At 72.8% G+C, this 15,225-nt stretch carries 3 protein-coding genes; 1 reads left to right on the top strand and 2 read right to left on the bottom strand.

The genetic code is table 11. The features are described from left to right. A partial coding sequence (locus ACRX5W_RS30045) for a condensation domain-containing protein (protein ID WP_436791526.1) occupies positions 1-3,253 on the bottom strand: 3,253 nt, incomplete at its 3' end. Continuing rightward, the gene (locus ACRX5W_RS30050; protein WP_436791527.1) at positions 3,250-11,346 is read right to left on the bottom strand and encodes an amino acid adenylation domain-containing protein; all 8,097 of its coding nucleotides are present in this window, start codon (positions 11,344-11,346) and stop codon (positions 3,250-3,252) included. The genes ACRX5W_RS30045 and ACRX5W_RS30050, both read right to left, overlap by 4 nt. A 189-nt stretch (positions 11,347-11,535) precedes the next feature. Here ACRX5W_RS30050 and ACRX5W_RS30055 point away from each other — a divergent pair, with 189 nt between their 5' ends. After that, positions 11,536-15,186, top strand: a complete 3,651-nt coding sequence (locus tag ACRX5W_RS30055; RefSeq protein ID WP_436791528.1) for an amino acid adenylation domain-containing protein — start codon at positions 11,536-11,538, stop codon at positions 15,184-15,186. Positions 15,187-15,225: the final 39 nt, after the last annotated feature.

Raw genomic sequence — 15,225 nt, forward strand, 5'->3', positions numbered from 1 at the left:
CTGAGGTGTAGATGATGTAGGCGGGGTGGTCGAGCCGGTGCGGCGCCGACCGCGCGAAATCCGGACGCTCCGCATCCGACAGGTCCGCGCCGGGGAGCGCGTCCATCTCCGCCTGCACGGCCGGGTTGTCGAGGCGTACCGCTCCTGCGACATCCGGCAGTGCCGCCTTTGTCGTCAGCACGCAGACGGGAGCGGCGTCTGTGAGCATGTACGCGATGCGGTCGTCGGGCAGGTCGAGTTCGAGCGGCAGGTACGCGGCGCCGGTCTTGAGGACGGCGAACAGCGCGGCGACCATCTCGGCCGTACGCGGCAGCCCGAGCGCGACGGCCTTCTCAGGACCGGCTCCGCGCGCACGCAGCAACCGCGCGATGCGGTTGGCGCGTTCGTTGAGTTCGCGGTACGTCCACACGGTCGGCGCGGGCCCGTCGGGGTCCTGCACGACGGCGGTCTCGTCCGGGGACAGCGCCGCACGCTCCTCCAACAGGTCCGCGACCGTCAGGTCGGGAACCGCCCGGACCGTCTCGTTGAACTCGACCAGCACGCGGTGCCGTTCGGCGGCCGACAGCACATCGATGTCCGCGCAGGGCCGCTCGGGAGCATCGGCGAACGCTTCAAGAACGCGCGTGTAGCGGTCGGCCAGCGCCTCGACCTCGGCTCGGTCGAACACGCCCTCGTGGTACATCGCCCGCAGCCGCGTGGCCTCGCCGGGACTGATCACGAAGGAGACCGGGTAGTGCGTCGCGTCGCGGACCGCGTGGCCGAGGACGCGCACTGCCCGGTCGGGGCCGAACGCGCGGCTCTTGTCGGGCAACGGCAGGTTCTGGAAGACGAAGAACGTATCGAACAACGGACCGATCCCGGCCATCGTCTGGAGTTCGCTCAACCCCAGGTAGGGATGGTCGAGCAGTTCGGTTTTCTCGTCCTGGACCCGCAGCCACAGATCACGTGGGGCCTCCTCGGGCCGTACGCGCATACGCACCGGAACCGTGTTGAACAACAGTCCGACCGTGGTCTCCACGCCCTCGACATCCGGGTGCCGTCCGGAGACGAGCGCGCCGAAGGTCGCGTCGTCGCGTCCGGTCAGGCGGCCCAGCAGCAGGCCCCAGGCCGTTTCGTAGAGCGTGCCGACGGTGACGCCGGCGTCGCGGGCCCGGGCGGCGAGGCGTGCCACCAAGTCGGCGGGCAGTTCGCGGTGGAACTCCCGCGCGGAGTCCAAAGTGGCACCGTCACCGGCACGCCCCGCCTCGGCGAGCAGCGTCGGCTCCTCGACGTCGGCGAGGTACGCTCGCCAGGCTTCGCGGGCCTGGTCCTGGTCGCGCTCGGCCAGCCACTCCAGGTAGCTGCGGAAGGGCGTTGTGGGACGCGCGAGTTCAGCCTGCACATCGGTGTAGAACTCGAGGAGCGAGGTGAGCAACAGCCCGCCGGACCAGCCGTCGAGGAGGACCACCTCGGACGTCGTGACGAGGCGGTACGCGGACTCTCCGACACGGGCAAGGCCGAATCGGATCAGCGGCGGCCGGGCGGGGTCGAACCGCTCCGCGCGCTCGGAGTCGGCGAAGGCCTCGAAGGCGGTGTCGACGTCCGCGGGAGGCGTGCCGTCGTCGGTGAGGTCGGCGTACGTGAACGGGACCTCGAACCGCTCCGGTATGACCTGCATGGTCACGTCGTCGACGGTCACGAACCCGGCGCGCAGGTTGGGGTACTTCTCCAGCACGCGACGGGCGGCCTCGGCGAGCAGGCCCGGGTCCACAGGCCCGTCGAGGAAGAGCACCGCCTGCTGGATGTAGATGTCGCGTTCGTCGCCGCCCAGCAGGAGGTGGAACAGCAGGCCTTCCTGGAGCGGAGACAGCGGCAGGATCTCGGCGACCCCTGCGCCGCCGAGCGCGTCGTCCAACTCACGGGCCGTGTCGGGGTCGAGGGGCGCGCCCGGTGACACGGAAAGGTCGGCGGCGGCCGGAAGAAGGGGTTCGAGTGCCGCCCGCCACGCGGCAACCAGCGCCTGGGTGTCGAGTTCCGGCAGCGCCGACGTGTCGACTGTGACGCTCAGTCGCACGGCGCCGCGCACGTGGTCGACCCACGCGGCGAGACGCACCGCGTACCGCGACGCCGGCGGCGCGGCCGGGTCCGGGAGGGCGACGTCGACGAGCTGCGGGTCGTCACCGAAGTCGGTGCGCGCGTATTCCAGCAGCACCCCGGCCTGGGCCACGTCCGCAAGGGCGGCGGAGGTCTCCGCACCCATGTACAGCGCGGTACCGAAGTCCGCGGCGGAGTCGGCGTCGGGCGGCAGCGCGGCGCCCACCGCCGCGGAAAGACCGGTATCGGGTTCCCGCGGCACATCGATCAGCACCGGGAACACCCGGCGCAGGTCGCCGACCGTGCGGGCGAACCGATCGCCGTGGCGGTCGCGGTCGGCTTCCGCGACGTCGACGAACAGGTGACGGCCGAAGGAACCTTCGTTCCGGGCCAGGGCGTTCGCCGCGGCTGTCAGCAGCGCCTCGCGCAGGAGGGCGTCGGACACCACGGCCGTGCGGCCGTCGACGGGGGCGAACACGACTGAGGCGACAGCATGTTCGGCGGAGTCGGCGGCCTCCGAAAGATCTTCGGCGCCCATGGGCTCGCGGGTCACCCAGGGTTCGGGCAACTCGGCGTCGTCGAGTTCGTCCACCCGGTCCGCAAGCGACAGCCAAGGCGCGGCCCGGTCGATGAGATCCGGAGCGGCGGCCTCGTCGGCCAGTGCGGCAGCGTAGTCCCAGAACCCGGGGTCGGCCGCGTCGCTGTCCGTACCGGCCTCGGCGCCCACCTCGGCCCCGGCGGCCAAGCCGGCCAGTGCCGTCCGGAGTTCGCCGCCCAGGACAACCCATGACGTCTCGTCCGCGCAGGTGGGGGAGAGGGCGACCACGGCGAACCCGGAGGTACCGGCGGCCGTTTCGACCCAGGCCGCGGCAGCGGGCGCACCGGCACGCACCGCAGCCGCAGTCGACGCCTTGGCGTCCGCGAAGACGCCGACGAGGCTGTCACCCACGGAGGCGCCGGGGGCGAACTCACCGCACCAGGCGACGTCTTGGACGGCGTCGTGGCGCATGAGCACGGCCGGGACCACGGCCTGTGCGCGTACCGCATCGCAGCCGGGGCCGGCCAGGACGCGTACTGTCGCGGCGGTTCCTGCGAAGGCCTCACGGCGCCACAGCGTTGCGGGGGTGACCGGTGCTCGGGTCGCGGCCGGTTCGGTCGTGAAAGCGTGGAGCTCGCTCAAGTCGTCCGCCCAGGGTCCGTGTCTGTCATGGAGATCAGGGAGTTCGGAGAATGCGGGGAGTCAGGGGACTCCGAGGAGTCTGATGAGTTCCGGGGCGCGAGGGGCCCGGCGCCCGGAGCCGGGTCCGCCGAACGGCGTGCGACGCCATCCGACGAGACGGCCGCGACCCACAGGTCGAGAAGGTCCCGCAGACGGTCGCCGGGCACCGGGCGGCGCGGGGTCAGGCTCAGCCGGCATGCGACCTTGTCGCCGTCGGCGCCGCACGCCAGGGCGGCATCGAGCGTCCAGCGCGGCGCCGCGCCCCAGGCGGGGGCGAGGTCGACCGCCCCGGCGGCTCGGGCATCGCGGAGCAGCACTCGGGGCACGGTGGTGCGGGCCAACTCGCGCGCGCCGCCACGGCTCGCGTAACGGAGTGACGTGTACGCGGCGCCTCGCGCGTCCAAGTCGGCCACGTCCGGCAACGGTCCCGCGGCGGCGAAGGCCAGCGGATAGACGTAGGTGAACGACCCGACTGTGTCCAGGGATTCGAGAACGACGTCACGGCGGGGATCCACCATGCGGTCGACGACAAGTCGGTCCGCGTCCGTGGGCAGCCAGCCGCGTACGGCGGTCAGGAATGCGGTCACCGCGATGCTCCGGGCGTCGGCGGTCGTGCCGGACAGCAGCACGACCGCTTCGAGTCCGTGGCCGGGCACCGCCGCTGCGGGGTCCGACGCGGCACCGGAGAATTGCTCGGCCACGGGAGGCTCGACGGCCACCGCGTCGCGCAACGCCTCGACCCACCAGGCCACATCGCTCGTGCCCGAGCTCGTGCCGACGCCGACGCCGACGCCGGTGCCGGTGCCGGTGCCTGTGGCTTCGCGTGCGTCCGGCGTCGCCGTCGGTCGCGAGGCCGATGGCAGCTCGTTCGATCCGATCGCGGCACCGGACTCGTCCACGGCCGTGGCCAGTTCGTGCGCGATCCGCTCCACCGACGCTTCGTCGAGAGCCAGCGGATGGGCGATGACGAGCAGGTGGTCCGCCGCGCCGGCGGTGCCGGGGATCCCGACGACACGCAGCGTGCGGGCGGCGGTGAGGTCGAGCTGATCGGCGGCGCGCCGGACTTCTCGGCGGACGACATCCGCTAGCGCGCTGGGGTCGACGGGCTCGGCGACGGTGACGTCGGCATGGGTGTCCGACACGCCCGCCGGCGCCGCAGTGGTCCGCCACAGCCGTCGGCTGACGGGCGTGACCGTGAGCCGCAACGCATCGTGCCGCCGGGCAAGTTCCGTGCTCGCGGGGCCGAGCCGGCCCCAGCGCGCCGAACCGGTGGGGATCCCACGGAGTACGGCGACGTGACAGCCGCGAGGCCCGACGACTTCTGCCTGGTCGCGGAGGATGTGCAGCAGCGGGGGCGCCGGAACGACACGGGGCTCGGCCGTCGTGGTCGGCACCGCATCGCGTGCCGCGTCTCGGCCCGGTTCGGCCGGGGGCCACGCGGGCGTTGACGCAGCGGTCTCCGGCTTCGGGTCGGTGACGACAACGCGGGCGAGTGCGGCGACGCTGGGGTGCCGGAACACGTCGCGGACAGTGAAGCGCAGCCCTGCCTTCCGGGCCCTCGCGGCCAGCAGCGTCGCACCGATGCTGTCGCCACCCAGGGAGAAGAAGCTCTCTTTGGCGCCCACTCCGTCGACCTTCAGCACATCGGCGAACAACCGGGCCAGCGCCTCTTCCACCGGACCGGACGGCGGAACCGCCGCCTCCTGCTCGGTGCGCTCGGGTTCGGGGAGTGCGGCGAAGTCGGTCTTGCCGGTCGCCGTCGTCGGCAACGCGTCGAGCACCACGACCGCGGCGGGCACCATGTGTTCGGGCAGCCGTTCCGCGGTTTCGCCGCGCACCGTCTCGGCGTCGGGCGACGTGCCGGGGGAGGGCACCACGTACGCGATGAGCCGCTGTGCCCCCGTCGGACCGGGGCGGCTCATGACGACTGCCGTCCTCACATCCTGCCGCGATGCCAACTCGGCTTCGATCTCCCCGAGTTCGATACGGACGCCGCGCAACTTGACCTGAGTGTCCGTCCGACCGACGAAGACGAGAGCGCCGTCGGCACGACGGCGGACCAAGTCGCCCGTGCGGTACATACGTTCGCCGGGCGCACCGAACGGATTCGCGGTGAACCGCTCGGCGGTGAGCCCCCGCCGGTTCAGGTAGCCGTCGGCGAGCCCCGCACCCGTGAGATACAGGTCGCCGGTGCGGCCGACGGGTGCCAGGCGAAGCCTTTCGTCCAGGACCAGGGCACCGGTGTTCCATACCGGTCGGCCGATCGGCACCACGTCTTGGGCATCGCCGGTGCCCGGCGCCCACGCGGTGGCGGTGATTGTCGCCTCGGTGGGTCCGTAGGTGTTGTGCGGGGTGAGCCCGAGGACGCGTTCGCTGCGGATGGCGGTGCGCGGGGGCAGTGCCTCGCCGCCGCACAACAGGAGCCGCAGCTCGGGCGGCCGTACGGCTCCCGGTTGGTTCTCGGTCTCGATCGCGGTGAGCACGGCATCGAGAACCGGGGGCACGAAGTGCACCGCGCTGACGCGGTGTTCGATGAGCGCGGCGGCCAGGTAGGCCGGGTCGCGGTGCCCGTCCGGGGCCGCCAGGACCACGGCCGCCCCGGCGCACAGCGGCCAGAACAACTCCCAGATCGATACGTCGAACCCGATCGGGGACTTGTGCAGCATCCGGTCGTGCCCGGTGAGTTCGTACTCGTTCTGCACCCAGGCGAGCTGGTTGGCCAGCGCCTGGTGCGGCACGACGACGCCCTTGGGGCGCCCTGTGGATCCCGACGTGTACATCACGTAGGCGGGATGCGCGGCGAGCAGCGGCGTCACGCGGTCCGCGTCACCCACCGGCGAGTCCGGGAAGTCGCCCAGGCGCTCGGTGTGCTCCGGGCTGTCGCACACCACGAGTCGCCCGGGCATCCGGGCGGCGTGTGCCGAGGAAGTCACGGTGAACGACGGCGCCGCGTCGGCGATCGTGCCCGCGATGCGGTGGTCGGGATGGTCGAGGTCGATCGGCAAGTACGCCGCGCCGCTCTTCAGAACCGCGAGCAGGGCCACCACCAAGGCGGGTGAGCGGGGCACAGCCACCGCGACAATGCGTCCCGGGCCGGCGCCTTCGGCGATGAGGAGGCGGGCCAGGCGGTTGGCCCGGGCGTCGAGTTCCGCGTACGAGATCGTCGTGGTCGTAGTGGATGTGGCATCGACGAGCGCCGCCGCGGCGGGGGTACGCGTGGCCTGCTCCGCGACGCGATCGACGACCGTGCCCGCCGGGATCGGCCGCGTGGCGCCGACCGAGTCCCGGAGCAGGGCCTCGCTTTCAGCGGTCGGCAGCACCGGTGCCTCGGAGACGCGCAGTGAGGGGTCCTTGGTGACCGCGTCCAGCAGGTGGGTCAGCCGGACGAGCAGCCGGGTGACGGTGTCGTGGTCGAACAGGTCGGTCGCATAACCGGCGTGTACTGCAATGCCGTCGTTGCCGGTCTCGACGAGGCGCAGGTCCAGGTCGAACATCGCCGCGGTCGACGTGGGCAGGAAGGCCTCGGCGTCGGCGCCCGTGAGGCTGAAGTCGACCTCCTCCGCACGGTGGTGGGCGATCATCACCTGGAACACCGGGTGGCGTGCCGCGGAGCGTTCGGGGTGCAGCCGGTCGACCACGCGCTCGAAGGGGATGTCGGCGTGGGCGAACGCCGCGAGGTCCGCCGTGCGTACGCGGGCCACCAGGTCGGCGAAGGTCGGGTTGCCCCCGATGTCGGTGCGCAGGACGACGCTGTTGACGAAGAACCCGACCACGTCGTCCAGGTCCTCGTCGGTGCGCCCGGACACCGGGGCGCCGAGGACGATGTCGCTGCCGGATCCGTGCCGGTGCAGCAGCGCCGCGACGCCCGCGTGGAGCACCATGAACACGCTTGCCCCGGTGTCGTGCGCGATGCGGCGTACCGCGTCGGTGAGAGCGGGCGAGAGCGTGTGCAGGACGTTGCCGCCCCGATGGGACGGGGTGGCCGGGCGCGGACGGTCGGCGGGCAACGGTGTTTCGGCCGGGGCTCCGCGCAACGTTTCTTCCCAGTAGGCGAGTTGCTGCTCGGCCAAGGCAGTCGGCCGGTCGCGTTCGCCGAGAAGAGCACGCTGCCATGCGGAGTACGCGGTGTAGCGCACGGGCGGGACGTCGCCGGCGGGCAACGGGCGCCCGCCGCGGCGGCTTTCGTACGCGCGAGCCAGGTCGGCCAGGAGAGGGGTGAACGACCAGCGGTCGGCCGCGGCGTGGTGGAGCACGAGGACGAGAACGCTCGCCGGGGTCCCGTCGGGTTCCTGGCGTAGGAACAGCCCGGCCCGGACCGGGATATCGGTGTCGAGCCGGAACGGCCGCGCGACCAGTGCGGAGATCTCCGCGTCGAGGCGTTCGGCCGGCCAGGTGGCGGCTTCGACGACGTCGAAGCGCAGCCGGGCGACGGAGTCCGCGACCGGCAGGACACGCTGGACGGGCAGGGCGTCGGGGCCCGCGCACAGCACTGTGCGCAGGGCCTCGTGCCGGGCGACCACATCGCGCAGTGCGGCGCGCAGCGCCTCGGGGTCGACCGCGCCGCGTAGTCGGACGCCGAGGGGGAGGCAGTAGGCGGCGGAGGAGCCGCGTACGTGTTCGTCGAACCACAGCCCGGCCTGGGCGAACGAGGCCGGGGCCTCGACAGGTCGCGTTGCCCCGAGGCTGTCGGTCGCGTCGGCGGTCGGTGCCGCGTGCGCGAAGTCGCGGACCCTCGGGCGGACCGGAGGCGCGTCGGCGGCGAGCCGGGCCAGCGCGGCGACCGTCGGGGCGTTGAACACGTCCGCGACGGACACCTCGACGCGCAGTTCACCGCGTATTCGGTTGGCGACGCGGGCGGCCAGCAGCGAGTGGCCGCCGAGGGCGAAGAAGTCTTCGTCCACGCCGAGTTCGTCCGGCGGGAGACGCAGGAACTCCGCAAAGACCGCGTGCAGCGCGCGCTCGCGGGTGTCGGCGGGGGCGCGGCGCTCGGCGGACGACGCACGCGCACCCGGGGCGGGCAGCGCGGCGCGGTCGACCTTGCCGTTCGGGTTCAGCGGCAGCTCGTCGAGGACGACGAACGCGCCGGGGACAAGCTGTGCGGGCAGCTTCTGCGCGAGTGCCGCGCGCAGCTCGGCCGGGTCGGCCGTGGCGCCGGGCGCGGCGACCACGTAGGCGCACAGGATCGGCTCGGGCGGTACGGCGACGACGACCGCGCGCGCGACCTCGGGGCGGGCGAGGAGAAGCAGCTCGATCTCGGCGGGCTCGATGCGTATGCCGCGGATTTTGACCTGGTGGTCGGCGCGGCCGTGGAAGGAGAGGGTGCCGTCGTTGCGGCGGCGGGCGAGGTCGCCGGTGCGGTAGAGGCGGGAGCCGGGCGGGCCGAAGGGGTTGGCGACGAAGCGTTCGGCGGTTGCCGCGGGTTGGTCGAGGTAGCCGCGCGCGAGACCGTCGCCGCTCAGATACAACTCGCCGATGACGCCGGGCGGCACGGGAGCGAGGTGGGCGTCGAGGAGGTACGCGCGGGTGCGGGCGATCGGCCGGCCGATGGGCACGGCTTCGCCGGAATGCGCGGACGCCGCAGTGTGGGCGAGGCTGTCGCCCGCGGCCTCCGAGCAGCCGTACAGGTTCACCAGTCGCGCGTCCGGCGTGCGGGCCGCGACGGTGTCGGCGAGGGCCGCGGGCAGGGCTTCGCCCGAGACGATCCACGTCTTCACCGACGCGAGCGATCCGGGGGCGGCGGTGTCGAGCAGGGTGGCAAGAAGGCTCGGGACGGCGGTGACGACCTCGATGGCGTGGCGGTCGATGAGTGTGGTGAGGGCGAGGGGGTCGGTGGCGGTGGTGTCGTCGGCGATGACGACGGTGTCGCCGTCGACGAGGCCGCCGAGGAGTTCGGTGGTGCCGTCGATGAACGTCAGGGCGCTTTTCGCCACGCGGACGCGCGGGGTCTGCGAGCCGATGTCGGCGGAGTCGCGGCCCCAGCGCAGGCGGTTGGCGAGGGCGCGCTGTGTGCCGACGACCGCTTTCGGGCGGCCGGTCGAGCCGGACGTGAACACGACGTAGGCGGGGGAGTCGGGGCTGATGGCCGGACGGTCGTCGAGCGGCTTGGCGTCCGCTTCCACGGCGTCGAGGCGCAGCACCGGCACGCCCGAGTCGGGTACGCGGTCGTCATCCGTGCCGAGCAGCAGGTCGGGCTGTGCGTCGGCGAGCATCGTGGCGACGCGTTCGCGTGGGTGGTTGAGGTCGAGTGGCAGGTAGGCGGCGCCAGTCCGCAGCACACCGACCAGCGCCGCGACCAGGTCGGCGCCGCGCGGCAGGGCGAGGGCGACGACCGGTTCGGCACCGGTTCCGGGTTCTGCGCCCGACGCGCGCAGGTGGGCGAAGACCGCCGCGGCGATCTCGTCGGCGCGCGCGTCGAGTTCGGCGTACGTCCACGTCGTGCCGTCCGCGACCACGGCCACCCGGTCGGGGGCCTGCCGGATCCGACGGTCGATCAGGGCCGCGACAGGGCTCGGGGCGAGGGAAGGGGCCGTCGATCCGTCCTCGGCCTCGGAGTTCGCGGCGGTGAGGTCGGCGAGTTCGTCCGGGGTCAGCATTGCCAGCCGACCGACGGGTGTGTCCGGATCCGCGACGGCGGCGGCAAGCACGGTCTCCAGGTGGCCCAGCATCCGGTCGACGGTCTCGGCGGCGAGCAGGCCTTTGCGGTATGTCGCCTCGACGACCAGCGAACCGGGACGCAGGAACCCTTCCAGTGCCAGGTCGAACTGCGTGGTGCCGTTGTGGATGTGCCGCCACGTGGTGCGTAGTCCGGGGAGCTCCAACTCGCCGAGCTCCTGCGTCAGCAGCCCGAACATGGTGTCGAACAGGGGAGTCCGCCCGGGCCGCCGGGGCGGCCGCAGCGCGTCGAGGACCGCGTCGAACGGCGTGTCCTGGTGGGCGAACGCGTCGGCGCAGACGTCGCGCATCCGCGCTGCGGCCTGACGGAACGTCAAGGGAGCGTCACCGCCGGACAGATCGGCGCGCAGCACCACCGTGTTGCCGAAGTTGCCGACCAGCGGCGCGACATCGGGATGTGAGCGGTCCATCACGAGGGTGCCCACGGGGATGTCGACGTCGCCGGTGTACCGGTGCAGGACGACCGCGAAAGCGGTGAGTGCGGCGGTGAACGCGGTGACGCCCTCACGGGCCGCGAAATCGCGGAGCGAATCGGCGAGTTCCGGGGCGAAGGAGCGAACCCTCCGGCCGCCGCGCTCCTCGGCCAGGGCGGGCCGGGGGCCGTCGGCGGGAAGCGCGGTCGGCGCCGGCGGCGGGGTCAACCGCTCGCGCCAGAACGCGAGCCCGGCCTCGGGCACGGGCCGGGTGTGCTCCCAGGCGGCGAAGTCCGCGTACTGGATGCGCAGATCGGCGGCGAGGGATGCTCCGTCGGCGGCCTCGCCGGCCGATGAGGGCGCCGCTGCCGCGAAGCGCCCGTAGAGCTCCGCGAGATCGCGCGACAGGACGCCCCAGGTGCCGCCGTCCCACGCGATGTGATGGACGACCTGCACGAGCGCGTGTTCCTCCGGTGCGAAGCGCAGCAGTTCGAACCGGATCGGGTGGTCGCGGGAAAGGTCGAAGGGTCGCGAGGCGAGGCGCACCGCATGACGCTCGGCCTCGGCCTCGCGGTCGTCGGCGGCGACGTGCCCGAGGTCGTGCACCGGCAGCGGCGTCGTCACGTCGGCGGGCGACACGACCTGGTGCGGTTCGCCGCCGGCGTCCACGCGGTAGGTGGTGCGCAGGATTTCGTGGCGGACGACGAGGCCGTGCAGCGCCTGCCGCAACGCGTCCGTGTCGAGCGGCCCGGAGATCGCGACGGCGAGGCAGCCGTTGTACGAAGTGCTGCCCGGGTACATCCGGTGATGCGTCCACAAACTGTGCTGCACCGAGGACAGCGGGGCGCGGTCGGCCCGGTCACGAACCGGGATCGCGTCCTCCTGTCGGTTGGCGTCGAGGCCGGCGTCGGCGCGGAGGCGCCGCAAGAGTTCACGGCGTCGTGCAGCAGCATTGCTCGGGCTGGTCAATGGCGTGGCCTCCTCGGCGCCGCGTGTCTGGGACGGCCGCGAATACGGCCGTCATTTGGGGAAGCCTTGCCTAAGTTAGGTTTGCCTAGCCTATATTTGTGGCGCCTGAGATCAGTGTCAAGGCTGTGTCCGAGCGTCGGGGCATGACTTCGCGGACGATCCGGACAATCGCGGCAAAGGAGTATCAGCGTGCGCTTGACGGCCGAGGAACTACGCCGAGACGTTGCCCAACTGCTCGACGTGGAACCAGGAACCGTGCGGGACGAGGACGACCTCATCACCCACGGTCTCGACTCCCTCCGACTCATGCGGCTCGCCGGAGGATGGCGCCGGCGCGGCGTCGAGGTCACGTTCGCCGACCTCGCCGCCACCCCGAGCGTCGGCGCATGGCTCGCACTGCTCGCCGACGAGGGTGGCGCCGACGACGGCGGCAGCCGCAACGGCACCGAGGCCGCGGCGTCCGACGAAGCGCCCCCCGACACAGAGTTCGCCGATACGGAGTTCGCCGACACGGAGTCCGCCGGGGAAGGGGCCGACGAGGACGGCACGTTCCCCCTCGCGACCATGCAACACGCCTACTGGATAGGCCGGTCCGAGAACCAGGCGCTCGGCGGCGTCGCCGCGCACCTCTACATCGAGTTCGACCACGGCACCGAAGCCGCCGCGGGGCAGGCGGCCGCAGCGCAGCCGGCCATCGACCCGGCCCGCCTCGAAGCCGCCGCGCGGGCGCTCGTCGCCCGGCACCCCATGCTGCGCGCCCGCGTCACCGACGACGGACGCCAGGAGATCCTGGCCGCCCCGCCCGGGCCGGTGCTCCGCGTCGAAGACCTGAGCAAGCTCGACGAAACCGACGCCGCCGCAAGGCTCGACGAGATCCGCGACACCTGCTCGCACCAGATCCTCGACATCGAGGCCGGACAGGTCTTCGACCTGCGCCTGACCCTCCTCCCCGGGGCCCGCAGCCGCGTGCACCTCGACGTCGACATGGTCGCCGCGGACGCGCTCAGCTACCGCACGCTCCTCGCCGATCTCGCCCACTTCTACGAGCACCCCGACCGCCCGCTGCCCGAACTCGCGTACGACTACCGCCGCTACCTCGCCGAACGCCCCCCGCTGCGCGCCGCCGCCGCCGAACGGGCCCGCGCCTACTGGGACGAACGCATCCCCGACCTCCCCGGCGCTCCCGACCTCCCGCTGCGCCCCGAAGGCCACGAGCAGTCCGCCGGTCCCGCCCCCGACATGACCCGTGTCACCCGTCGCCACCTGTGGCTCCCGCCCGAGGCCAAAGCCGGCTGGACCGAGCAGGCGCACGCCCACGGCGTCACCCCCGCGATGGCACTCGCGACCGCCTTCGCGACGGTCCTGGCCGCGTGGAGCGCCGAATCGCGGTTCCTGCTCAACGTCCCGCTGTTCGACCGCGAGGAGATCCACCCCGATGTGCCGCGCCTCGTCGGCGACTTCACCGGGTCGGTGCTCCTCGACGTCGACCAGTCGACACCCGGCACCTTCCTGGACCACGCCCGCGCACTCCAGGCCCGCATGCACGCCGACGCCGCACACGCCGACCAATCCGGCCTCAACGTCCTGCGCGACCTGTCCCGGGCACGCGGCGAACAAGTCCTGGCCTCGGTCGTCTACACCAGCGCGCTCGGCCTCGGCGAACTCTTCGACCCCGCGGTGACACGCCTGTTCGGCGAACCGACCTGGATCATCTCGCAGGGCCCGCAGGTGCTGCTGGACGCGCAGATCACCGAAGTCCGCGGCGGACTCCTCGTCAACTGGGACATCCGCGAGAACGCGTTCCCCGACGGCCTCGCCGACGCCATGTTCGGGGCCTACCGCGACCTCGTCACCCGCCTCGGCACCCGCGCCGAGGACTGGAACCGCCCCCTCGGGAACCTCACCCCCGCCGCCCAACTCGCCGTCCGCGCCCGAGCCAACGACACCGCCGCTCCACGCTCGCACCGACGGCTGCACGAAGGCTTCTTCTCCCACGCCGCCGCGCACCCCGACGCACCGGCCGTGCTGTGGGGCACCGAGGACGCGGGCAACAGCGGTGGAGACACGACCGGTTCCGCGACCGGGCAGCTCACGTACGGCGAACTCGCCGACCGAGCGCTGCGCGTCGCGGCGGCACTGCGCGAACGCGGCGTCCGCCCCGGCGACCGCGTCGGCGTCACGCTGCCCAAGGGACCCGACCAAGTCCTGGCCGTACTCGGCGTGTTGAGCTCCGGCGCGGCGTACGTCCCGATCAGCGTCGAACAGCCGCCCGCGCGCCGCGAACGCATCCACCGCACCGCCAAAGTCGCCCTCGTCGTCGACACCGACGGGCAGGCGGGCGCGTCGCCGCTCGCCGAGGCGCTGCCGCTCGCCACCGCCGCCGCGCACCCGCAACCGCTCGACGCCCCCGAGCTCGGCCCCGAAGAGGCCACCGCCTACCTCCTGTTCACCTCCGGATCCACCGGGGAGCCCAAGGGGGTCGAGGTGCCGCACCGCGCCGCGATGAACACCATCGACGACCTCAACGACCGCTTCGCGATCGGCACCGGCGACCGCGCGCTCGGGCTGTCGGCGCTCGACTTCGACCTCTCCGTCTATGACATCTTCGGCCTCCTGTCGGCGGGCGGCGCCGTCGTCGTCCTGCCCGACGAGGACCGCCGCGAGGCACCGCGCTGGGTCGAACTCGTCCGCCGCCACCGCGTCACCGTCGTCAACTGCGTGCCCCCGCTCCTCGACATGCTGCTCACCGCGGGAGCGGGGGCCGGGCAGGGCGCGCTCGGCGACTCCCTGCGCGTCGTGCTGCTCGGCGGCGACTGGGTGACCGTTGACCTGCCCGGCCGCCTGCACGCACAAGCCCCCGGCTGCCGGTTCGTCGCGCTCGGCGGCACCACCGAGACGGCCATCCACTCGACCGTGTACGAGGTCCCGGCGGGCACTCGACTCCCCGCCGAGTGGCGGTCCGTGCCGTACGGCACGCCGCTGCGCAACGTCCGCTGCCGCGTCGTGGACGAACACGGCCACGACCGGCCCGACTGGGTGCCCGGTGAACTGTGGATCGGCGGCGACGGCGTGGCCCTCGGCTACCGCGGCGACCCCGAGCGCACCGCCGACCGATTCCCGAGTGTCGACGGAGAAGCCTGGTACCGCACCGGCGACCTGGCACGCTATCTCCCCGACGGGACACTGGAGTTCCTCGGCCGCCGCGATCACCAGCTCAAGCTGCGCGGCTTCCGCATCGAGGCCGGCGAAGTCGAGGCCGCGCTCGCGACCCTTCCCGGCGTCCGTCGCGCGATCGTCGGCATCCACGGCCCCGCCCTCGTCGCGGCCGTCGCCGCGGCCCCCGGCACCACGGAAGCACACGCCATCGAACGCGCCCGCGAACTGCTGCCGCCCCACATGGTTCCCGAACACGTCGTCGTGCTCGACGAGTTCCCGCTCACCGCGAACGGCAAGATCGACCGGCGCGCGCTGGCCGCGCTGTGGGACCGGCGGCCCTCGGACGCGACACACAACCCGCCGCGCACCGATCTCGAACGCGTCATCGCCGCGGTCTGGGCCGAGTCGCTGCCCGAGGGCACCGGACCCATAGGACGCGACGACGACTTCCTCGCCGTCGGCGGTGACTCCGTCCTGGCGACCGCCATCGTCGGGAACCTGCGGGAGGCACTGGACACCACGCACGTGACCGTGCGGGCGATGTTCGGCACCCGTACCGTCGCGGCACTCGCGCGCTACCTCGCCGAACGGCACGACGACCCCGCAGAACTCGAACAGGCCGCCGCGCTGTACCTCCAGGTCGCCGCACTCACCGACGAAGAGGTCGAAGCCGCGCTGTTGTGACGGCCGGGTGGCCGCCGGTTCCCGCGGCCCCGACAGGTC

It is taken from the genome of Yinghuangia sp. YIM S10712 (genome assembly GCF_051388935.1).
In the GTDB taxonomy this organism is placed as follows: Bacteria; Actinomycetota; Actinomycetes; order Streptomycetales; family Streptomycetaceae; genus Yinghuangia.